Origin of the sequence: Rhodococcus sp. OK302 (assembly GCF_002245895.1) — a bacterium.
Taxonomy (GTDB): Bacteria; Actinomycetota; Actinomycetes; order Mycobacteriales; family Mycobacteriaceae; genus Rhodococcus_F.
The window spans coordinates 3,557,155-3,579,677 of record NZ_NPJZ01000001.1 but is presented as its reverse complement, the minus strand read 5'-3'; the positions used below and the strand labels follow the sequence as shown (position 1 = coordinate 3,579,677).

The 22,523-nt window shown below is 61.9% G+C and carries 18 protein-coding genes; 11 read left to right on the top strand and 7 right to left on the bottom strand.

Translation table 11 applies throughout. The features are described 5' to 3' along the window. Nucleotides 1–79: 79 nt before the first annotated feature. Nucleotides 80–1,861, bottom strand: coding sequence for a DEAD/DEAH box helicase (locus BDB13_RS16350; protein WP_094272562.1), 1,782 nt, complete (start codon nt 1,859–1,861; stop codon nt 80–82). Nucleotides 1,862–2,116: 255 nt separating this feature from the next. On the opposite strand from BDB13_RS16350, the gene BDB13_RS16345 reads away from it, so the two are divergent. Beyond that, nucleotides 2,117–3,361, top strand: a complete 1,245-nt coding sequence (locus tag BDB13_RS16345) for a YihY/virulence factor BrkB family protein (protein WP_254922833.1) — start codon at nt 2,117–2,119, stop codon at nt 3,359–3,361. Here the strand turns inward: BDB13_RS16345 and BDB13_RS16340 are convergent. Next, nucleotides 3,334–3,570 (bottom strand): DUF3039 domain-containing protein, encoded by a 237-nt coding sequence (locus BDB13_RS16340; RefSeq protein WP_094274965.1) that lies wholly within the window; start codon nt 3,568–3,570, stop codon nt 3,334–3,336. The two genes, BDB13_RS16345 and BDB13_RS16340, sit on opposite strands and share 28 nt — an antisense overlap. A gap of 85 nt (nt 3,571–3,655) precedes the next feature. Between BDB13_RS16340 and BDB13_RS16335 the strand changes: the two genes are divergently transcribed. From BDB13_RS16335 to BDB13_RS16325, 3 genes are all read left to right on the top strand, one after another. Continuing rightward, the gene (locus BDB13_RS16335; RefSeq protein WP_094272561.1) at nt 3,656–4,015 is read left to right on the top strand and encodes a DUF3099 domain-containing protein; all 360 of its coding nucleotides are present in this window, start codon (nt 3,656–3,658) and stop codon (nt 4,013–4,015) included. Nucleotides 4,016–4,053: 38 nt separating this feature from the next. Then, complete coding sequence (locus BDB13_RS16330) at nt 4,054–5,541, top strand: DUF7782 domain-containing protein (protein WP_094272560.1); 1,488 nt, start codon at nt 4,054–4,056, stop codon at nt 5,539–5,541. A 159-nt stretch (nt 5,542–5,700) separates the two neighbouring features. Next, the gene (locus tag BDB13_RS16325; protein ID WP_094272559.1) at nt 5,701–6,678 is read left to right on the top strand and encodes a sigma-70 family RNA polymerase sigma factor; all 978 of its coding nucleotides are present in this window, start codon (nt 5,701–5,703) and stop codon (nt 6,676–6,678) included. A gap of 97 nt (nt 6,679–6,775) precedes the next feature. Here the strand turns inward: BDB13_RS16325 and BDB13_RS16320 are convergent, their stop codons facing one another. Both BDB13_RS16320 and BDB13_RS16315 read right to left on the bottom strand, forming a co-directional pair. Next, nucleotides 6,776–9,439: a bifunctional acetate--CoA ligase family protein/GNAT family N-acetyltransferase gene (locus BDB13_RS16320; RefSeq protein ID WP_094274964.1), complete on the bottom strand. Its 2,664-nt coding sequence runs from the start codon at nt 9,437–9,439 to the stop codon at nt 6,776–6,778. Nucleotides 9,440–9,485: 46 nt separating this feature from the next. Next, nucleotides 9,486–10,757 (bottom strand): acetoin utilization protein AcuC, encoded by a 1,272-nt coding sequence (locus BDB13_RS16315; RefSeq protein WP_094272558.1) that lies wholly within the window; start codon nt 10,755–10,757, stop codon nt 9,486–9,488. 175 nt (nt 10,758–10,932) lie between these two features. Between BDB13_RS16315 and BDB13_RS16310 the strand changes: the two genes are divergently transcribed. Both BDB13_RS16310 and galE read left to right on the top strand, forming a co-directional pair. Further along, the gene (locus BDB13_RS16310) at nt 10,933–11,619 is read left to right on the top strand and encodes a metal-dependent transcriptional regulator (RefSeq protein WP_094272557.1); all 687 of its coding nucleotides are present in this window, start codon (nt 10,933–10,935) and stop codon (nt 11,617–11,619) included. A gap of 8 nt (nt 11,620–11,627) precedes the next feature. Further along, nucleotides 11,628–12,611 (top strand): UDP-glucose 4-epimerase GalE, encoded by a 984-nt coding sequence (gene galE / locus BDB13_RS16305; RefSeq protein WP_094272556.1) that lies wholly within the window; start codon nt 11,628–11,630, stop codon nt 12,609–12,611. Here galE and BDB13_RS16300 read toward each other — a convergent pair. Both BDB13_RS16300 and BDB13_RS16295 read right to left on the bottom strand, forming a co-directional pair. Next, complete coding sequence (locus tag BDB13_RS16300; RefSeq protein ID WP_094272555.1) at nt 12,608–13,738, bottom strand: DUF4192 domain-containing protein; 1,131 nt, start codon at nt 13,736–13,738, stop codon at nt 12,608–12,610. The two genes, galE and BDB13_RS16300, sit on opposite strands and share 4 nt — an antisense overlap. A 156-nt stretch (nt 13,739–13,894) precedes the next feature. Then, nucleotides 13,895–14,629, bottom strand: a complete 735-nt coding sequence (locus BDB13_RS16295) for a DUF5642 family protein (protein ID WP_094274963.1) — start codon at nt 14,627–14,629, stop codon at nt 13,895–13,897. A gap of 336 nt (nt 14,630–14,965) precedes the next feature. Here BDB13_RS16295 and BDB13_RS16290 point away from each other — a divergent pair, with 336 nt between their 5' ends. The 3 genes from BDB13_RS16290 (at nt 14,966) to BDB13_RS16280 (ending at nt 19,669) form a co-directional block, all read left to right on the top strand. Then, entirely contained in the window at nt 14,966–15,925 is a 960-nt protein-coding gene (locus BDB13_RS16290; protein ID WP_094272554.1) for a proteasome assembly chaperone family protein, read from the top strand. A 175-nt stretch (nt 15,926–16,100) separates the two neighbouring features. Next, nucleotides 16,101–17,138 carry an alpha/beta fold hydrolase gene (locus tag BDB13_RS16285; RefSeq protein ID WP_094272553.1) on the top strand — a complete coding sequence of 346 codons (1,038 nt, stop codon included), beginning with the start codon at nt 16,101–16,103 and terminating at the stop codon, nt 17,136–17,138. A gap of 26 nt (nt 17,139–17,164) precedes the next feature. Beyond that, entirely contained in the window at nt 17,165–19,669 is a 2,505-nt protein-coding gene (locus BDB13_RS16280) for a DEAD/DEAH box helicase (RefSeq protein ID WP_094272552.1), read from the top strand. Nucleotides 19,670–19,728: 59 nt separating this feature from the next. On the opposite strand, the gene BDB13_RS16275 is transcribed toward BDB13_RS16280, so the two are convergent. Next, nucleotides 19,729–20,136, bottom strand: coding sequence for a DUF5997 family protein (locus tag BDB13_RS16275; protein WP_094272551.1), 408 nt, complete (start codon nt 20,134–20,136; stop codon nt 19,729–19,731). Between the two features lie 56 nt (nt 20,137–20,192). Between BDB13_RS16275 and BDB13_RS16270 the strand changes: the two genes are divergently transcribed. Together BDB13_RS16270 and BDB13_RS16265 are read left to right on the top strand one after the other, a co-directional pair. After that, nucleotides 20,193–21,041: a LysR substrate-binding domain-containing protein gene (locus BDB13_RS16270; RefSeq protein ID WP_094272550.1), complete on the top strand. Its 849-nt coding sequence runs from the start codon at nt 20,193–20,195 to the stop codon at nt 21,039–21,041. A 41-nt stretch (nt 21,042–21,082) separates the two neighbouring features. Continuing rightward, nucleotides 21,083–22,468: an FAD-binding oxidoreductase gene (locus BDB13_RS16265; protein ID WP_094274962.1), complete on the top strand. Its 1,386-nt coding sequence runs from the start codon at nt 21,083–21,085 to the stop codon at nt 22,466–22,468. Nucleotides 22,469–22,523 lie beyond the last annotated feature (55 nt).

Sequence of the window (22,523 nt, the reverse complement as noted above, 5' to 3'; positions counted from 1 at the left end):
CCTCTTCGTGAGGCGCACCATGAACGCCGAAACGGGCGATCACATTTATGTGATCGCCCGTTTTGCCGTCTTCAGTTAGCTACCAACTACGCAGAATCGCGATACGTTCGGTCAGCTGATCGACGGTCGCGATGGCCGTTGGCGGGCCACCGCACACCCGACGCAATTCCGCGTGAATAATTCCGTGGGGCTTTCCCGTGCGGTGCACACTCATCGCAACCAGTCCGTTGAGTTCCTTGCGCAATGTACCGAGCTGATCGGCCGTGGCCGCTCGATCCGACACCACAGCCGCAGTCGGCGCCGGCGCGGCGGCCTTCGCAGTGTTGTTGTCGACCTGCGCCGCCTGACGCTGACGCAGCAACGCGCGCATCTGATCGGCATCCAGCAACCCGGGCAACCCGAGGTAATCGGCTTCCTCGTCACTACCGGAGAACGTGGCGGTTCCGAACGAGGAACCGTCGTAGATCACCTGGTCGAGTTCGGCGTCGGCACCGAGCGAGGTGAATGCCTTCTCCTCCTCGCCGAGTTCGTCCTTCTGCTTGTTGGCGTCGGCGAGCAGATCGTCGTCGAGCCCGTCCTTCTCGCGGTGGGGCTTACCGAGGACGTGATCACGTTGCGCTTCCAGCTGCGATGCCAGATCCAACAGCACCGGCACTGACGGCAGGAAGACGCTGGCTGTCTCCCCCTTGCGCCGCGAACGCACGAAACGGCCGATCGCCTGCGCGAAATACAAGGGTGTCGAGGCACTGGTCGCATACACACCGACTGCCAGACGCGGAACGTCGACGCCTTCCGACACCATGCGTACAGCGACCATCCACTTGTCGTCGCTGGCGCCGAATTCGGCAATCCGCTTCGAGGCGGTGGGGTCGTCGGAGAGCACCACGGTCGGCGGCTCACCGGTGATCGCCGTCAATGCCTTTGCGTACTCACGAGCAACCGTCTGATCCGTCGCGATGACCAATCCGCCGGCGTCGGGCATACCCCCGCTGCGCAGCTGCGCCAAACGAGTGTTTGCCGCGTGCAGGACGGCCGGAATCCAGTCGCCGGTAGGGTCCAACGCCGTGCGCCAGGCCCGAGCCGTCTGCTCGGCGCTGAGAGGCTCTCCGAGTCTGGCTGTGAATTCTTCGCCCGCATTGTTGCGCCAGCGCGCTTCACCCGAATACGCGAGGAACACGACCGGGCGGACGACGCCGTCCTTGAGCGCGTCCGCGTAGCCGTAGGAATGATCTGCCTTCGACCGCAGCAGACCTTCCTTGTCGGGTTCGTACTGCACGAACGGGATTGCGCTGTCGTCACTTCGGAACGGGGTTCCCGTCAACGCCAGCCTGCGGGTCGCGTCACCGAACGCTTCCTGGATTGCCTCGCCCCAGCTCTTGGCGTCGCCGCCGTGATGAATCTCGTCGAGGATGACAAGCGTCTTGCGCGCTTCGGTGCGCACCCGGTGTTTGGTGGGATGCGCTGCGACCTGGGCGTAGGTCAAGACAACGCCTTGATAGTCACTGGACGTCTGGCCGGTGGAGTTGGAGAACCGCGAGTCGAGCGCCAGGCCCGAGCGCTGCGCCGACTCCGCCCACTGATGTTTGAGGTGCTCGGTGGGTGCGACAACCGTGATCTGATCGATGGTTCGATCACGAAGCAACTCCGACGCAACCCGCAATGCAAACGTCGTCTTGCCGGCGCCAGGAGTTGCCACTGCGAGGAAATCCCGCGGACTGCTGGACAGGTACTTCGTGAGCGCACGGCGCTGCCAAGCGCGAAGCGACTGCATCGGAACGCCCGGTTGCCCTCCGGTGCTCTCGGTCGAGTTGATTGCGTCTGCCGCCCCACTCGCTCTAACCGCAACTGCCTCAGACGTCATCGGCCGCGCCTCCGCTGGATTCGCACTGGTGTCTCGAGCTCCTAGATTTTTCAATGAATGTCCGGCGACGAGCGTAACCGGAGCCACCGACGAAAGCCGCACCCGAAGCACCTCGGCATGGCCGGATTCACTGGAACGGTGTTCTCCACCAGGGATTTAGAGAGACATCGACCACACGGTGCGTCAGAAAAAAGTGCGACACGTCGCGGCCGCAGTTGGGCAACCTGGCGTGTCATCAGGAATGCTGGAGTGATCATGAGTGACGAGCCGGATCCACAGCCTCACGAGAGTGATCTACGTCACCGTAGATGGCATCCCTTGCGCCGTACCGGACAATTGATCGGCCGCACTCTCAGCAAAGCGTGGGACGACTCGATCTTCGGGAAAGCCGCAACCGCCGCGTTCTGGCAGACTCTGTCACTCGCGCCATTGCTCCTGGGCCTGCTCGGCATGATCGGTTACATCGGCGGTTGGTTCGGCCCCAACACGGTCGAGATCATCGAATCGAAGATCGTCACGTTCAGCGGCACCATCTTCAGCGAAAGCGTCGTCGATCAGATCATCCGGCCGACGGTCACGGACATCCTCCAGCGTGGCCGGCCCGACATCATTTCCGTGGGTTTCCTGCTGTCTCTGTGGGCCGGGTCCTCGGCAATATCGACGTTCGTCGATTCGATAGTCGATGCTCACGGCCAGCAAGACGCACGCAACCCGATCTGGCAGAGAATCTTCGCGTTGCTGCTGTACTTGATGTTCTTGACGATGGCGGTGTTCACCCTGCCGTTGGTTGCACTCGGCCCCACCATGATCGGCCGGGCACTCCCACCCTCCTGGTACGAAGTGGGCTCACATCTGGTCGACACTTTCTACTATCCCGCGGTCGGCCTGCTGGTGATCATCGGCCTCACGACGCTCTACAAAGTTGCCCTGCCCAAGTCACTGCCGTGGCACCGACTTCTCGCCGGCGCACTGGTGGCGGGTGTGTTCTTCATGGCAGCGAGTACGGGACTTCGCTGGTACCTGGGATTTGTCTCGAGCGCCGGATACACGTACGGCGCCTTGGCGACACCGATCGCTTTCCTGCTCTTCACGTTCTTTCTCGGTTTCGCGGTGGTACTCGGAGCCGAGTTCAATGCCACTGTCCAAGAATTCTGGCCGGCGCGCGCCACCCGAATGGAACAGGTCCGCGAGTGGCTTGTCGCGCAGCAGAGCGAGGACGACAACGTCGGCCCGGTGGCAACCCTGACCTGGCGCCTGACTACCAGCCCGATCCGCATCTCTGGCGACAAGGCCGATCCTGCGGCAGTTCCCTCGTACGGGCGGCCGCGGAGTCTGCGCACGACTGCCGACACGACAAACCCGGCGGTCGATGTCGAAACTGTCGATCCGCCGAGTTCGGATTGTGCGTCAGATCATTCGGCGCTGAATCACGCGGAGCGAGATCATTCGCCGCTGAATCACGCGGAGCGAGATCATTCGCCCTTGCGTAGGCCTTCGTAGACCTTTTTGCAGTCGGGGCAGACCGGAGATCCTGGCTTCGCCGATTTGGTGACGGGAAAGACTTCACCGCACAGCGCGACGACATGGGTGCCCATGACAGCGCTTTCGGCGATTTTGTTCTTCTTCACATAGTGGAAGAACTTGGGGGTGTCGTCGTCGGTTGTTTCGTCTGTGGAAACGTCGGGACGTTCCTTGGTTTGAGTGCTCACCCCTCCAATAATGCCGCCTACTTCGCCGCGATGCGACCGACGGGTCGTGTGTGCAATTGTCGGCCGAGAGTGGAACAGTGGACCCATGGCACGAAATGGCGCGTTCGGCGAGTCCGACGAAGCCGGAACACCCGACAATCCCGTACTGATTACCGCAGCACAGCTCTCCGTAGAGGAGCAGCACAAAGCGCGAGTCCGGAAGTACATGACGATCATGGCCTTCCGCTTCCCAGCCTTGATCTTTGCCGCCATCGCCTACGGCATCTGGGAAAACGGCTGGATCTCGATGCTCATCATCGGTGCGTCCATCCCGCTCCCCTGGATCGCGGTCCTGATCGCCAATGATCGTCCCCCGCGCACCAAGGACGAGCCCAGCCGCTACGACGGGCGACGGCACAACTCCGGCGCTCTCGAAGCGGGAACACACCACACGATCGAAGGTTGACTCGCGTCCATTGACGGTGCACCTGCGAGAATGCTCGAGTGAGAAGCGAAACACTCCTGTCCATCACTCCGGCACTACGTACCGCCTTGCTTCGCAATCGGTTCGATACCGGAACCCTTCTGGAAACCTTGGGTCCGGAAGCTCACGCTGCGCTGGGCCGCAGTGAGCCGGTTCCCGTTCGACGCGCCAGCCGCGAGCACGGCGATCTGGGTGTACTCGTTCGGCTGTTCCTTCTCGCCGACGACTGCCCTCGCTCAGACGTAGAAGCTGCACTGACGCCGCTGACCGTCGACGACGCAATCGACGCAGGCTTGCTCGAAGGCGACAACTCCGTCGTGCGGGCCGCGATCGACCTCCGCCCCCTCGACGTCGGTGCCGGGGATCGTTGGGTGATCTCAGACCTGGACGGTGGAATTCGCCGCAAGCAGACCACAACGAGCGATCACGTTCTCGGCGTGGGACACGCATCGCTGTCACTCCTGCAGGCAACACCGACCGCACGCATCGGCAGTGTTCTCGATTTGGGCACAGGCTGCGGAATCCAAGCTCTGCACGCAAAGACATACGCAGATTCGGTCACCGCGACGGACATCAACCAGCGCGCGATCGATCTCACCGCCGCCACCATGGCGCTCAACGGGCTCGACGTCGAATTGCATCAGGGTTCCTGGTTCGAGCCGGTGGAAGGACGCACCTTCGATCAGGTTGTCGCGAATCCCCCGTTTGTCGTCGGCGAGGCGCGCGTTCACCACACCTACCGTGACTCGGGACTCGATCTCGACGGCGCGAGCGAATTGATGATCTCCCGGTCCGTCGACTACTTGAACCCCGGCGGCACAGCAGCGCTGTTGGCGTCGTGGGTACATATCGAGGGTGAGGACTGGCGATCACGCATCGCGTCGTGGCTGCCGGCGCACGGCGTCGACGCGTGGGTGGTTCAGCGCGACGTCGCGGATCCCGCTCTGTACGTCGGAACGTGGCTCAAGGACGGTGGCCAGGACCCTCGCGATCCGGCGACGGAGGCTCGCGCCAACGCGTGGCTCGATCATCTCGAAGAGTCACACGTCGAAGGTGTCGGCTTCGGGTTCGTCTTCCTGCGCCGTACCGACTCTCCGACGGACTTGATGGCTGAGGACCTTCTGCAGGGCTTCTCCGACCCGCTCGGCCCCGAAGCCCTGGCCTACTTCGATCGCGTCGCGTGGCTGCGCGAGCACGATGTACTGCAGGAACGGTTTGTCGTCGATCCGAATACTGCACTCGAACGCGTTTACCTGCCGGGTGAGGAAGGGTGGCAGCAGGTGGTCACCCGAGTCCACCGCGGCAACGGCCCACATTGGCAGCACGAGATCGACGATCTGGGAGCCGCCCTACTCGCGGGCCTGCGCGCCGACGGTTTGGTCGTAGCGGAGTTGGTGGAACTCCTGGCTGCGGCCAACGGTGAAGACCCCGAGGTCCTGAGCGGCGGGGTCGTCAGCCTGTTGGTATCACTGGTTCGTCACGGATTGGTGTTGCCCGTCACAAATTGAGTTCCGATCAGGTTGCAGATTTTCGAGTTCTCAGCAACTTCTCAGGACGAGAACGGGAACACTGCAGGTCAGGGCGCTTTCGGAGAATTCGCTGCGGGAACTTATCTGGAACTCTCACACGTTGAACCTTGTGAGAGACCGCCGATAGGGAGGCAAGTCATGACAAGCCCCAGCACCACTACTCGCATTCGCCCGAGCGCTGCGGATCTGGACGCCCAGAGCCCGTCCGCAGACCTGGTTCGTGTCTATCTGAACGGAATCGGACGCACCGCGCTACTGACAGCAGCAGACGAGGTCGAACTGGCGAAGCGAATCGAAGCGGGGCTGTTCGCCAGCCACGTTCTCGCCACGGGAAAGCGCCTGACAGTCGCCAAGAAGAGGGATCTCGCAACGATCGTTCGTGAAGGTCAGTCCGCGCGGAGCCACTTGCTCGAAGCAAACCTGCGACTGGTCGTCTCCTTGGCCAAACGCTACACAGGACGCGGTATGCCGTTGCTGGACCTCATTCAGGAAGGCAACCTCGGACTCATCCGAGCGATGGAAAAGTTCGACTACGCCAAAGGCTTCAAGTTCTCGACGTACGCAACGTGGTGGATCCGTCAGGCGATCACCCGCGGAATGGCTGATCAGAGTCGCACCATCCGGCTCCCAGTCCATCTCGTGGAGCAGGTCAACAAGCTTGCCCGCATCAAGCGTGAACTGCATCAGCAACTTGGACGTGAAGCAACAGACGACGAGTTGGCCGAAGAGTCAGGCATTCCTGCCCACAAGATTGCCGATCTCCTCGACCACAGCCGCGACCCGGTAAGCCTCGACATGCCGGTCGGCAGCGACGAAGAAGCTCCCTTGGGTGACTTCATCGAAGATGCCGAAGCAACGTCGGCCGAGAACGCCGTCATTGCCGGTTTGCTTCACAGCGACGTCCGCAGCGTGCTCGGTACTCTCGACGAGCGTGAACAGCAGGTCATCCGTCTTCGCTACGGTCTCGACGACGGCCAGCCTCGCACCCTCGATCAGATCGGCAAGCTCTTCGGACTCTCCCGTGAGCGTGTCCGCCAGATCGAACGTGAGGTCATGGGCAAGCTTCGGGTCGGCGATCGCGCCGAGAAGCTGCGCTCGTACGCCGACGCCAGCTGATCCGATAAATACATAACGCCAAAGACACCGGCCCGGTTCGTTTCCGAATGGAAACGAACCGGGCCGGTGTTGTGTGTTGTTTCAGCGTTGGTGTGATTCAACGCAAGCGACGCGGTCCCAGGTCCACGGCACTCGGCTCCGGCCCGATCCGCACCCGCGCATCGGTGATCTCCGCTCCGATCGCCGATGCCAGCACCGGTTCGCAGGCCATTTCCCGGACCTCCGGAATGTCGTCGGCCAGCGTCGAAATCCGCTGAACCAAATCGACCAGTGCCGCCTTGTTGACCGGGACCGCGTTTCGGTATCCCGAGAGCAGCGGGGCCGCCTTGGGCGCATCGATCAGTTCGGTCGCAGCGTCCTCGGTGAGCGGTAGGACACGATAGGCACGATCGCCGAGCAGATCCGAGATGACTCCGGCCAAACCGAACGAGATCAGCGAACCGAATGACGGGTCGTCCTGCACCGCCACCACACACCCGATTCCCTTCGGCGCCATCTTCTGCACATGCAGGAGAGGCTCGCCCGACGCCGCAGCCAGATCGCTGTACGCCAGTCGAACCGAATCCGGACCCACGAGGTCCAAACGGACCCCGCCGAGATCGGGGCGGTGCCGCCACAGTTCACCGGTGGCCTTCACCACGACGGGATAGCCCAACGCGTCGGCTGCCTCGACGGCTTCGTCCTCGCTCAGTACTGAACGGAATTCGACGACGTCGACCCCGTAGCAGGCAAGGAGCGCTGCCGCTTCCACGTCGGAAAGCCAACGGCCGGGCGAATTTTCGAGCCAATCCGCAACCATGGCGCGAGCACGCTCCGAGTCGATTCCCGCCGGCCGAACCACCTTCGATGCGGGCTTGCTTCGCCATTCTGCGTAGCGCCAGGCCCGTGCCAATGCCAGTGCGGCACGTTCGGGCCCGGGGTAGGACGGTACCGATCCGCGGGTGGGGTTGCCGGCGTCGTCGCGGATCGTCAGCACTTCCGGCACACCCTCCGCAGCGAGGAAGGTGGTGAGAATCGGCTTGTCCGATCCGGCGACGGCGTCCTTGAGGGCCTTGGCAAACGGCTCGACCGGGATGGCGACGGGCGGAACGAAGACGGCAATAACCGCGTCGACGTCGAAGGAGCCGAGAGCGTCACGGACCGCGGATGCGAACAGTTCCGGACTGGCCTGCGCACCGAGATCGATCGGATCGCTGACTTGAAGGCCCTCGCTGCGAGCGGCGTCGGCAGCGAGTACACCGAGGGCTGTGGAGTTGCCGATGACTGCCAAACGCGGACCGGCAGGCAGCGGTTGATACCCGAACAGCAGTGCGCAGTCGAAGAGTTGAGAGATCGATCCGACCTGGATGACGCCGGCCTGCTCGAACAGCGCACGGACCACGGAATCGTCGATCTCCACACCGGTTGCCGCCAGGACCGGCGGGACGGCATGGCGGCCACTCTTGACGGCCACGATCGGCTTCTTTCGCGCCACCCGCCGAGCGATGCGGGAGAACTTTCGTGGGTTACCGAAGCTCTCCAAGTACAGGAGCACTACTTCGGTGGTTTGATCGGAATCCCAGTACTGCAGAAGGTCGTTACCGGATACGTCGGCGCGGTTTCCAGCAGAGACGAAGGCGGACAATCCGATTCGACTGCGAGCAGCCTCGTCGAGGATGGCAATTCCGAGTGCGCCCGACTGGCAGAAGAATCCGACGTTGCCCGCTGCGGGCAGGACCGGTGCGAGCGTCGCGTTCAATGAAATCGACGGATCGTTGTTTGCCACACCCAGCGCATTCGGGCCGATAAGTCGCATACCGTGTGCCCGGGCAGCGTGGACAAGTTTACGTTCGGATGCCCGGCCGTCCGGGCCGCTGTCACTGAATCCAGAGGACACCACGACAAGCGCTTTGACGCCCTTGTCGAGGCAGTCGTCGAGGACCGAGTTGATGGATTCGGCGGGAACTGCGACCACGGCCAGATCAACATCGTCCGGAATCTCACGCACCGTCTTGTACGCGCGCACTCCGTGGACGGAACGATGTTCGGCGTTGACCGGGTAGACCGGCCCCGTGAAACCGCCGCGCAACAAGTTCGTCAGAACCGCATTGCCGACCTTCGCCGGATCGGCGGACGCACCGATCACCGCAACCGATCGAGGGCGCAGAACGTTGCCCATACTTCGGGCTTCTGCCGCGCGTTCACGCGAATTACGTACGGAAACCAGAGCTTCCGTCGGGTCGATCGCAAACTCCAGACGCAGCACTCCCCCGTCGAATGATCGACTGACCTGATACCCGGCCTCCCGGAACACCGTCACCATGTTGCGGTTCTCCGAGAGCACCTCGGCCACGAACATCGTCAGACCGTTCTCCGCTGCAGCAGCAGCCAGGTATTCGAGCAGAATCGGTCCCAGCCCGCGGCCCTGATGGGCGTCGGCAACGACGAACGCGACTTCCGCCGACTTGCCGTCACCGATGTCGAGGAGTCGCTCGTATCGGCCGACAGCGATGATCTCGTCACCGAGCATCATCACAAACGCCACTCGATTGTGATGATCGACCGTCGTGAAGTTCTTGACGTCCTTCTGGGACATCGTGGGATACGGGCCGAAGTAACGCAGGTAACGGGTTCGCTCGGACAGCTTGCCGTGAAATTCCACCAACTTGTCCGCGTCCTCGGGGACGATCGGACGCAGTGCTACTGCGCCACCGTCGGAGGCAAGGACGTCGACAACCCAACTGTGCGGATAGTCGTGCGCGGCATCAGGCGCCGGGGCCACGTTTGGTGGTGTCGGTTCGGATACTGTCGGTTCGGTATCGGACTGTTCAGTCACGGGGATCCTCCGGGTCGAGTCCGAGAAGCGGGAACGAAGCTCGTCGCGTGGCGATAATGGCGGAATCGATGCGGGTGAGCGCTCGGTCCACCGAAGCAATTCCGGTTTCGGGGGTACCACCGGGGCCGTCCCACTTGGCGTAGTTCACATCGCCGCCGTCACCCATCGTCAACGGTAGTTCGACACCGGGTGCCAGCACTCCGGTCGTTTCTTTCCATCCGTCGGGAACCGCTGTGCTCACGTCGATCTCACGGTCGAGGGCCGCCGCAATGAGGTGTGTCCACGCACGCGGTACAACCCGCACGAGTCCGTACCCCCCGCCTCCGACAGCCAGCCAGCGCCCTTCGGAGTAGCGATCCGCGAGGTCACGCATGGCCAGGAACGCCGCTCGCTGACCGTCGACCGTCAAGGCCAGATCGGCGAGCGGATCCTCCCGATGCGAATCCACACCGCATTGACTGATGATGATCTGCGGGCGGAACGCCGCGATCGCGCCCGGAACGACAGCATGAAATGCCCTCAGCCACAACGCGTCGACGGTTCCCGGCAATACCGGAATGTTGACGGCTGTTCCTTCTGCCGCACCGTCTCCGACTTCACTGGACCAGCCTGTGTTGGGCCACAGTGTTGCGGGATGCTGATGCAGCGACACGGTCAGAACTCTGGGGTCACCCAGGAACGCATGTTGCACGCCGTCACCGTGATGGGCATCGACGTCGATGTAGGCGATGCGGTCGTACCCGTTATCGAGGAGCCAGGAGATCGCGACTGCCGCGTCGTTGTACACACAGAAGCCGGATGCCCAGTCGGCCATCGCGTGATGCATGCCGCCGCCGATACTGACCGCCCGTCGAGTGCGACCCGACGCGATTTCTTTTGCCGCAGCGAGAGAACCACCGGCGAGTATTGCGCTCGCCTCATGCATCTGCGGGAACACCGGGTTGTCCTCGGTTCCGAGGCCGTGGGGAACATCTGCGCCGGTGACACCGTTGGATGCAGAATGGCCCGCTTGTTTCACTGCCGCCAGGTAGGCAGGGGTGTGAATCCGAAGGAGGTCGACATCGGTGGCCGGAGTGGGCTCGAGGAACTCGATTCCCTCGAGTAGTCCGAGCCCGCGCGAGAGTTCCATCGTGAGGTCGAGCCGCGTCGGATTCATCGGGTGATCGTTACTCCACCGATAACTCAGGTACTCCGGACTCCACACCACAACTCGATTTGTTCGAGGCGGCGCGGGGTCCCCGTCAGATCTGATCGAGGCGGTCATGCGATCACGCTACTTGCTGTTCGATTCGTGCCATGCACCACACCATTGCACCTTCCCGTCCAGGCAATCGCGTCGAGAAACGTGAATACGGACAATGCCCTGGACTCGCCGCTGCGCCAGCGGCACAAGATCAGTGAACTGAACGGTAGAATGACTTCCGACGAAGGGGTTGAGTGTGAAGGATCTAGTCGACACCACGGAGATGTATCTCCGGACGATCTACGACTTGGAAGAAGAGGGCGTTGTCCCACTCCGGGCGCGGATCGCCGAACGGCTCGAACAGAGCGGACCCACTGTCAGCCAAACCGTTGCTCGCATGGAGCGCGACGGCTTGCTGACAGTTGCCGGCGATCGACACCTGGAGCTCACCGACAAGGGCCGTGACCTGGCGGTCTCGGTCATGCGTAAGCATCGATTGGCAGAGCGCCTGCTGGTGGATGTGATCGGACTGAAGTGGGAAGACGTGCACGCCGAGGCCTGCCGCTGGGAGCACGTCATGAGCGAGGAGGTCGAGCGTCGACTTGTCGTCGTTCTGAACAACCCGACCACCTCGCCGTACGGTAACCCGATCCCCGGGCTCGACCAGTTGGGTCTGGCCGGAGTGACCAGCACACCGGAGACGCTGATGCGCCTCACCGACGTTCCGCCTGGCAAGCCGACGGCAGTCGTCGTCCGCAGGCTGGCCGAGCACGTGCAGTCGGATCCCGAAGTCATTGCGCAGTTGCGTGAAGCCGGCGTCGTTCCTGACGCCAGAGTCACCGTCGAAACACGTCCCGGGTCCGTCACCATCACGGTGCCCGGCCACAGTGGGTTCGAGTTGTCCGAAGAAATGGCGCACGCCGTACAGGTAAAGCAGGTCTGAACGTCCTCATGAAACTCTTGGTCACCGGCGGTGCCGGCTATGTCGGAAGTGTCTGCAGCACAGTGCTGCTCGAACGTGGGCATGACGTTGTCATCATCGACGATCTCTCCACCGGAAATGCCGACGCGGTACCCGCCGGTGCCGAGTTCATCGAAGGTGACGTCGCAAAACTCGCCGCGGAGGTCCTCACAGACTCCTCGAAGTTCGACGGTGTCCTGCACTTCGCTGCGCAGTCCCTCGTCGGTGAATCGGTACTCCATCCCGAAAAGTACTGGCAGGGCAACGTAGTCACCACCCTTGCTCTTCTGGAGGCAATTCGTCTCTCGGGCACTCCGCGTTTGGTGTTCTCTTCTACGGCAGCGACGTACGGTGAGCCGGAGCAGTCGCCCATCGTGGAGACAGCCCCGACCCGCCCCACCAATCCGTACGGGGCATCCAAGCTCGCGATCGATCACGCGATCACCTCGTACTCGATCGCACACGGACTCGCGGCGACCAGTCTGCGGTACTTCAATGTCGCGGGCGCATACAAGTCCGCCGGCGAAAATCGGGTTGTCGAAACACATTTGATTCCCCTCGTCCTTCAGGTTGCACTGGGTCAACGCGACAAGATCTCGGTGTTCGGCACCGATTGGCCGACTCCCGACGGCACCGCAGTTCGCGATTACATTCACGTTCTCGACCTGGCCGAAGCACATCTGCTCGCGCTGGAAGCAGCCACGCCCGCGGAGCACCGCATCTACAACCTCGGTAGCGGTACAGGGTTCAGCGTCCGAGAAGTCATTGCATCCTGCGCCCGTGTGACCGGCCTACCGATCAACGTCGAGGATGCACCCCGGCGCCTGGGTGATCCCGCCGTTCTCATCGCGTCCAGTGACAAGGCAATCGCCGAGTTGGGATGGACGCCGACGCGCACCGACCTCGACGTGATCGTGGCCGACGCCTGGCAGTTCCTTCAGGACTTGGGTTCCGCCTCACACGCAGCCCGCTAGTTCATCCGCCGCATTTCGGGCATTCGGGCGACTCCCAATTCTCGAGCGAGGGTCAGGCCGACGGTCGCTAGTTCACGGATTCCGTCCGGCCTGACTCCGGCTTGCAACGATTTGTCGAGCAAGCCGGCAAGAGTGTGCTCGGGATCCGCTTCCAGCGCGTAGGCCAGCGCAACGCCGGCCAGGGGTCCGTCACCGCGGGCATAAGCAAAGAACCCCAAAATCGATGCTGCCCACGCACATTCCGGAATTGGAAGCTCATGCGTGAGCATGGACCACAACGCTTCCGCCGAACTTGCGTACTCCGTTGCAGCGAGCCCCATAATTGCGTCGCGTACGCGCACGTCCGACAACATGAGCGCCAATTGGGCACACTCGTCGGTGTCGGGGTACATCCCACACTCCACGTTCTCGACGTGGATCAAGACGGCCTCCACCTCCCGTCGCACCTGGGAGAAAGGATCGTTGGAACAATGCGCGTCACACCGAGCAGACGCGAGTGACGCCCTTCCCCCGTCGATCGACCACCCGATCAACGCCTGATTGCGCGATTCACCTCGCACCGCCAGTACCAACTCTTCTCTCGAACCCCTGATGACGCGGCCGCCGTACACCTGCGCCGCGGCCACCGATGACGACGCCGGATCAGGTAATCGCCCGTAGCGGTCCGGCGCGAATACGCTCATCCACTCTCGGCCCGGTTCGATCTCGGCAGTGCACAGTACATCGATGAGGTTGATTCCCTCGCCGACGAGCATGTCGTTGAATTCGCCTGCAATGTCGAATAATTCACCGAGTGGATGATCGCCGACCATCACGAGGATCACGGCTACCGTTCCTTCGACAGCGCAGACTCGGACGAACTGTGCCAGGGCCGCGTGCATCGCCGGCGCAAGTTCGGAACCGATGTTCGGAAAGTAGTCATGCCTCATGATCGGGCCGAGCGTTTTCGGTGTGGTGTCCATCAAGCACATCGCGACTATCGAATCGGCCGGGCGAAATCCCAACAGCGCTGGAATTGCGGCTATCAATTCGCCGGGATCCGAAAGGTGTTCGGACAGCGGCAGCGCCGAAGGGCTCTCGCCATGGTCGGAGGATTCGAATTCACGGGAAAACGGTGATGTTGTCATGCCACAAACCATGACAAGCGCCGCCGAAGACTCCCTCTGATCGACCTGGTAAAACGTCGACAGAAATCACATCTGTGGATTACGCGGCAAGCTGGGGATGAATCGAGTATTCGCGTTGCACGACACCACTTCCTGTCGGTGCACCGTGCATCATTCTCAACTGCCCGCGCGAACCTTCTGAACGGCTGCAGTAAACGCTTGGTCGAGTTGGGCAGTTGCAGCGTTACCCGCTCCGTGTGCCGCCCCGAATGTCATGAGAGTGGCGGCAATCCGCACGTCACCGACCTGGGCCAGCAGGGTCAACATGGACTGGTCGCCGGTGGCGGAGGACGGCGCCGTGACAGTACGTCGCAGTGACAACGTCTGATCGGCAGCGATCGGCGACGGCGGAAGAATGACGGTGGTGACCGTCGTGGTGACTCCATTGGCCGTTACGGTCATCGACGTGCAATCTTCGGTCTGCGCCTGCAACTCGGTGAGGCTGGTATCACTTCGCGTCAGCTCGACGGAGATCGTCGATCTCGTCGAGTTGTCGGTACCGACAGCCATGACCGTGCCCTCGGGTCCGTAGTCCTGTTTCGGCGGAGCGCAGTCGGCCGGATCGACTGTGGCGCCGCGCGGAACGCCGACGAGGTCGGGTGCCGCCATCGGCACAGCCTGCGCGGGAAGCACAACCGCGTCGAAAGGCGGGGGAAACTCGGCCGGAGTCAACAGTAGGTCGGCCAGCTTCGCGGCCGACACCGGTGTACTGGTCGCGGATGTCGAATCCGCACTCGGCGACACCACGGCCGGATCCGCTACGGCTGCTCCGGGCATCGGATTTGCGCAGCCTGCCACCAGACCGACTGCGGCGATCGCGGCGGCGACACCACAGACCTGTGTCCGCAGCATTTTTCGGGACATTGCTCGACCGTTGTGCATGTGCGCCTCCATTCGGCTGCAGCCGAACCGAAATCCGCGGCGGCAGTGCCTCACTGTCACTCTGCCATGTCCGAACTCCCGGATCATGGATCTGCTATCGGTGTCGAAACCGGACAGCCCGCGAGGAATCCTCTCCTAAACCGAAATTCGCTCGTGGCGAACGCACCAATGTGCGATTTCGGGAATGCCCGAGCACAGCGGACGTGTTCCATGAGAGGAACCTCGACCGAAGAGTGACTCCACTGCCAATCAGCCCTTGCTGATAGTGGACACTGGAATCAAGCACTGCGAAAGAAGGGGACTGCGATGGATGACCAGTCGAAAATGTACGAGCTGGAATTCCCGGCACCCCAATTGTCTGCTGCCGACGGCCAGGGACCGATCCTCATTCACGGCCTCGAGGGCTACTCCGACGCAGGTCACGCGGTAAAGCTCGCGACGACACACCTGCGAGAGAGCCTCGAGACGGAACTTGTCGCATCGTTTGCTGTGGACGAGTTGATCGACTACCGCTCACGGCGGCCACTGATGACCTTCAAGGCCGATCACTTCTCGGACTACGCCGAGCCCACGCTCAACTTGTACGCACTGCGCGACACCGTCGGAACTCCGTTCCTGCTGCTCGCCGGTATGGAACCAGACCTGAAGTGGGAACGGTTCACCACTGCGGTTCGATTGCTCGCAGAACAACTGGGCGTTCGTCAGACCATCGGTTTGAACGCAATCCCCATGGCAATTCCGCACACCCGCCCCTTGGGATTGACTGCGCATTCCACGAACAAGGAACTGATCGGCGACCATCAGCGCTGGTCGGGTGAATTACAGGTGCCGGGTAGCGCGTCGTCGCTGCTCGAATTCAGGATGGCTCAGCACGGGCACGAAGCCGTAGGTTTCTCGGTCCACGTTCCGCATTACCTCGCACAGACCGACTACCCCGGCGCAGCCGAGACTCTGCTCGAAAATGTTTCCACGGTATCCGGCCTCGAACTCCCCCTGGCTGCCTTGGGTGAAGCCTCGGCGCGAGTCCGGGAACAGGTTAACGAGCACATTGCTGCGAATGAAGAAGTTCAGACGGTTGTCCAGGCACTGGAACGGCAATACGACACTTTTGTCACAGCCCAGGAACAACAAGCGTCCCTGTTGGCCGGAGAGGCCGATCTCCCCAGTGGAGACGAGATCGGGGCCGAATTCGAGCGCTTCCTGGCCGAACAAGCCGGCAGCGGCGAGTTCGATACTCCCGGAGATGGCGACAACGACCAGAACTGACGAACAGGGTTGCGGAATGCGCACATTGTGCGCATTCCGCAACCCTGCCGTTATCTGAAATGTTGTCCTCGACACTTTCGTCGGATAGCCTCAAATTCAGCGTAGCTTTTGTTGACGGCTCAACGAATCGGAGCGCACCAGTCAACTGAGGTCACGCCATGATCCTGGAGGCGACATGAGCAGACCCCGAACGCGACAGCTACGTCCGGTACCCGACGAGGAACCGCGGATGATGTTTCGGACAATTCACGGTTACCGTCGAGCGTTTCGAATCGCCGGCGAGGGTCCCGCCGTTCTCCTGCTCCACGGAATCGGCGACAACTCCTCCACGTGGACCGAAATAATCCCGCACCTCGCCAAGAACTACACCGTCATTGCGCCTGACCTTCTCGGTCACGGCCGTTCCGACAAGCCGCGTGCGGACTATTCGGTGGCTGCCTACGCCAACGGCATGCGCGATCTGTTGTCGACGCTGGGCATCGAACATGTCTCCGTGATCGGGCATTCGCTCGGCGGCGGTGTCGCGATGCAGTTCGCATATCAATTCCCGAACATGGTCGATCGTCTGGTGCTGGTCTCTGCCGGCGGCATCACCAAGGACGTGCATCCGATTCTGCGGCTCATGTCTGTGCCTGTGGTCAACGAAGTTCTCAAGCTGCTCCGCCTACCCGGGGCCATGCCGTTGGTGCGGCTCGCCGGAACCTTTGCCGGTGCGGTCCACGGATCAAACCTTCGTCCGGGAACCATGCTCCACGACACTCCCGATCTGATCCGGGTTCTCGCCGACTTGCCCGATCCCACCGCCTACGAGGCGTACCTCCGCACTTTGCGTGCCGTAGTCGATTGGCGCGGCCAAGTGGTGACCATGCTCGATCGGTGTTACCTGACGGAGAATCTCCCGGTCCAGCTGATCTGGGGAGACGACGATTCCGTGATCCCCGTGTCTCACGCTCATCTTGCGCATGCGGCAATGCCCAATTCCCGCCTCGAAATCTTCCGCGGATCGGGTCACTTCCCGTTCCGTGACGACCCCATGCGTTTCCTGCATGTCGTCGAAGACTTCCTCGCGACTACTGTTCCGTTGACGTTCGACGAAGCACGGTGGCGACACATGCTGATTGCCGGAGTCGGCGAAAATATGATCACCGGTTCGTCGTCGACGCGTATGGCGGTGCTCGACGCGATGGGTTCCGACGAGCGCAGCGCAACCTGATCACCGCCAACGGCTAGCCTGTACGAGTGCTGCTGACGGAACTGCTCCCCGACAACGCGGATCCCGATTCCGTTTTCGACGCCTTCGCCTCCTGGACCGTGGAGCGAGGATTGACGCTCTATCCTGCCCAGGAAGAGGCCGTCATGGAACTGGTCTCGGGCGCCAACGTCATTCTGGCGACTCCGACTGGTTCCGGTAAGTCCATGGTGGCGATCGGTGCGCATTTCTACGCGATGTCTCGCGGCAAACGTACGTACTACACGGCTCCCATCAAGGCTTTGGTGAGCGAGAAGTTCTTTGCCCTCTGCGAGGTGTTCGGAGCCGAGAACGTCGGCATGATGACGGGCGACGCCGCGGTCAACTCGTCGGCCCCCATCATCTGCGCCACCGCGGAGATCGTCGCGAACCTGGCTCTGCGCGAAGGCGCGAACTCGGACATCGGCCAGGTCGTGATGGACGAGTTCCACTTCTACTCCGAACCCGATCGCGGCTGGGCGTGGCAGGTTCCGTTGATCGAACTTCCGCACGCCCAGTTCTTGTTGATGTCCGCCACACTCGGCGAGGTCGATTTCTTCGCCGAGGACCTCACGCGTCGTACCGGCAACCCCACCACCGTGGTGTCCGGCACCGAACGCCCTGTCCCCCTAATGTTTTCGTATGCAACGACGCCGGTCGGTGAGACCATCGAAGATCTGGTCACCACCAACCAGGCGCCCGTCTACATCGTGCATTTCACGCAGGCCGCAGCGTTGGAACGCGCCCAGGCACTCACGAGCGTCAACTTCTGTTCGAAGACCGAGAAGGAAGCAATCGCCGAGGCTCTCGGCGGATTCCGTTTCACAACCGGATTCGGCAAGACGCTCTCGCGCCTCGTTCGCCACGGCATCGGGGTTCACCATGCCGGCATGCTCCCCAAGTACCGCCGCCTTATCGAAGTCCTGGCTCAGGACGGCCTTCTCAAGGTCATCTGCGGCACCGACACTCTCGGTGTGGGCATCAACGTCCCGATCCGCACAGTGTTGCTCACAGGCCTGGCCAAGTACGACGGCGTCCGCACCCGTCACTTGAAGGCACGCGAGTTCCATCAGATCGCAGGACGTGCAGGCCGCGCCGGCTACGACACGATGGGCACCGTCGTCGTCCAGGCACCGGAACATGAGGTGGACAACCTGCGGGCCGTCGCCAAGGCCGGTGACGATCCGAAGAAGATCAAGAAGATTCAACGCAAGAAGGCACCCGAAGGCTTTGTGTCCTGGAGCGAAGCCACCTTCGACCGCTTGGTGACAGCGTCACCCGAACCGCTGGTGTCGCGGTTCTCGGTCAGCAACTCCATGCTGCTCAATGTCATCGCACGGCCGGGTAATTGCTTCGAGGCCATGCGACACCTGTTGGAAGACAACCACGAATCGCGGCCGGCTCAGCGTAAGCACATCCTCAAGACGATCTCCCTGTACCGCGGATTGCTCAGCGCCGGCATCGTCGAGCGACTCGACGAACCCGACGAATACGGCCGCATGGCTCGCTTGACCATGGATTTGCAGCGCGACTTTGCATTGAACCAGCCGCTCTCACCGTTCGCATTGGCCGCGTTCGAACTCCTCGACGTCGAATCCGATACTTATGCACTCGATGTCGTGTCCATCATCGAGTCGACGCTCGACGATCCCCGTCAGGTGTTGATGGGCCAGCAGCACTTCGCTCGCGGCGAAGCTGTGGCTCAAATGAAGGCCGACGGCATCGAATACGAGGAGCGCATGGAACTCCTCGAAGAAGTGACCTGGCCGAAACCGTTGTCGGAGTTGCTGTTCCCTGCATTCGAGATGTACCGCGGCGGCCATCCGTGGATCACCGAGTTTGCACTTTCCCCCAAGTCCGTGGTGCGCGACATGATCGAGCGTGCCATGACGTTTGCCGAATTGATCAGCCACTACGGGCTCACTCGTTCCGAGGGACTCGTCCTGCGCTACCTCGCGGACGCCTATCGCGCACTGCGCCAGACAGTTCCCACCGAAGCGCGTACCGAAGAAATCGAAGACATCATCGAATGGCTGGGCGAATTGATCCGTCAGGTCGACTCGAGCCTGCTCGACGAGTGGGAATCGCTCACCGATCCCGGAGCTGAGATCGACGCCGAACAGGTCGCCTTCGGCGCCGACATTCCCCGGCCGATCTCCGCGAACCCACGCGCATTCCGGGTAATGGTGCGCAACGCGATGTTCCGCCGTATCGACCTCGCGTCACGTCGACGCTGGCACGAACTCGAAAACCTCGAGGACGGTATCGACGCCGCGGAGTGGGAAGAGCAACTGCTCCCCTACTTCGAGGAGTATCACTCCATCGGAACCGGGCCGTCGGCACGTGGGCCGGCCCTGTTCCAGGTAGTCGAGGAAGACGAGTTCTGGCGCGTGCGTCAGGTGCTCGAAGATCCCGAGGGCGATCACGGTTGGGCATTGCTCGGCGTCGTGGACATCCCGGAATCCGACGCATTGGGCGAAATCGTATTCGACGAACTCAGCGTCGTAGAAGGCTGAGAGACAAGAATGGTGCGCACCGAATCGGTGCGCACCATTCTTTTCTTTACATTGACGATCTATCCGCGACGAGCCTTGCGCGGCTGATTGCGGCGCGATGCACGCTTTTCCTTGATGCGGACGTTCTCCGCGCGCACGTCGGCTTGGAGCTTGCGTTCCTTCTGTAGCCACTCGGGCTTTTCTTCCAGCAGGGCAGCGACCTGATCCGTGGTGAGCGCCTCTTCGACGCCTCCGCGCGCCAAACCGGCAATGGAGATGCCCAGCTTGGCTGCGATGACCTGCTTGGGATGCGGGCCGGTGCTGCGCAGCTCGAGCAGCCACTCCGGAGCTTCGGTCTGCAGCGCGGTCAGTTCTTCACGGGTCACGTCGCCTTCCTGGAACTCTTTCGGTGTTGCTTCCAGGTACACACCCAGCTTCTTGGCAGCCGTCGTCGGCTTCATCGTCTGGGGCGTTTTGTTCGACGTCATGCAACAAGAGTAGCCAGCCGTCGCGAAGTGTTTTACCAAGGCGGTAACCTTGCCAGGTGACAGACGCGGATAGTCCGGCAATTTTTCGTCTCGCGTATGCCCCCGGGGTGACGCCGACCAAGTGGATTCGGGTGTGGAACGAACGTCTCCCCGACATTCGCCTGGAGCTCGTTCAGTTTCCCGTTCTCGAGGTTGTAGCGGCACTTCGCGCTGGTGAGGCTGAAGCGGGTTTGGTTCGTTTGCCAATCGACCGCACGGAGCTCAGCGCCATCTCCCTGTATGCCGAGACGCCGGTGGTAGTGATCCCCAAGGATCACGTGTTCACCACTGTCGATCAGATTTCCGTCGCCGATCTCGACGACGAGATTGTGCTCAATCCCCTCGACGACACCCTCGAATGGACGACGCGTCCGGGCAAGGCCGCGGCCGAACGTCCGGAGACCATCGCCGACGCCATCGAGTTGGTCGCTGCCGGCGTTGGCGTTGTTGTGGTCCCCCATTCGCTGGCGCGCCTGCACCACCGCAAGGATCTGACTTTCCGTCCGGTGGACGGTGCTCCCGAGTCTCCGATCGCGCTCGCGTGGATGGAGTCCAAGACCACAGAATTGGTCGAGGAACTTATCGGCATCGTGCGTGGACGTACTGCGCAGAGCTCCCGTGGACGCAACGGTCAGCCGGCCGAGAAGATCAAGGGCTCGGTCAAGGCGAAGCTAGCGGCGAAGGAACGACGCGCCGAGGCTGCCAAAGCTGAGCACAAGGCCAAGAGTTCCGGAACGGCCAAGAGTGTGTCGGGCCGCAACACAGCTGGCGGCAAAGCCAAGGCCGGCGGCAAAGCGGGCAGCGGCAAGTCAGGCGGCACCAAGAGTTCCGGTGGCCGGTTCTCGAGTAAGCCGAAGGGCCGCTGAACCTCCCCTGAAATCTCGCTTCGGCGAGCATGATGGAAACCATGACTTCGGAGCATTCAAGCGCCCTGGACCAACTGATCGCACTGCTGCCTGATGGTTCGGTGCTCACTGATCCCGATCTGACAGCAGGTTATCGGCAAGACTGGGCGGCGGATCCGACTGCCGGCCATCCAGCCGCAGTGGTTCGAGCCACCTGCACTGAAGACATTCAAGTCGTCATGCGCTGGGCCACCGAGCATCGGGTGCCGGTGGTTCCGCGTGGCGCCGGTTCGGGACTCTCCGGTGGATCGAGCGCCGTGGACGGCTGCATCGTGGTCAGTACCGAGCGGATGCGGGAGATCACGATCGATCCGGTTGCCCGGGTTGCCGTGACTCAACCAGGCTTGATGAACGCCGAAGTCAAGAAGGCAGCCGCCGAGCACGGGCTGTGGTACCCGCCGGATCCGTCGTCATTCGAAATCTGTTCCATCGGAGGAAACGCCGCGACCAACGCGGGCGGCCTGTGTTGCGTGAAGTACGGCGTCACCACCGACTATGTACTCGGGCTGAAAGTGGTACTCGCCGACGGTACTGCGGTATCGCTAGGCGGACCGCTCTTGAAAGATGTTGCGGGCCTATCGCTCACCAAACTCTTTGTCGGGAGCGAAGGAACGCTCGGCATCATCACCGAACTGACGTTGCGACTCATTCCGGCTCAACCACCGACGTCGACGGTCGTAGCTTCGTTCGACTCCGTAGCGGACGCTGCGGACGCCGTTTTGGCAATTACCAGAAACATTCGGCCCGCGATGCTCGAATTCATGGACCATACCAGCATCAATGCCGTCGAGGATTCGGTACGGATGGGACTCAATCGACAGGCCCGGGCACTGTTACTCGCTCAGTCCGACGCTCCGGGCGCGGCTGGCACTCTCGAGATCGAGACAATCGTCGCGGCATGTGAAAACAATGGTGCCACCGAAGTTTTTGCGACGGACGATCAAGCAGAGGGTGACGCATTCACGGCAGCCCGGCGTGCGGTGTTCCCCGCCGTGCAGGCGCTGGGGAGCCTCATGCTCGAGGATGTCGGTGTTCCGATGCGCCAACTGCCCGAGTTGATCACCGGGGTGGAATCTATCGCCGAAGATCTTGACGTTCTGATTTGCACGGTTGCCCATGCCGGCGACGGCAACACTCATCCACTCATCGTCTTCGATCCGTCCGATCCCGATATGACCGAACGCGCCCGTATCGCCTTCGGTCGCGTCATGGATCTCGCAATTGCACTGGGCGGCACCATTACCGGCGAGCACGGTGTGGGCCGGATCAAACGTGACTGGCTACCAACTCAACTGGGCGAGGACGTGATGTTGCTCAATCGGAAGGTCAAAGACGCACTCGATCCGTTGGGAATCCTCAATCCCGGAGCAGTGATCGCCGCAAAATAGTATCCCCACAGAACCACCCGGAGTAGGCGCCATCGGTCCATTCCGGGTTAGACTC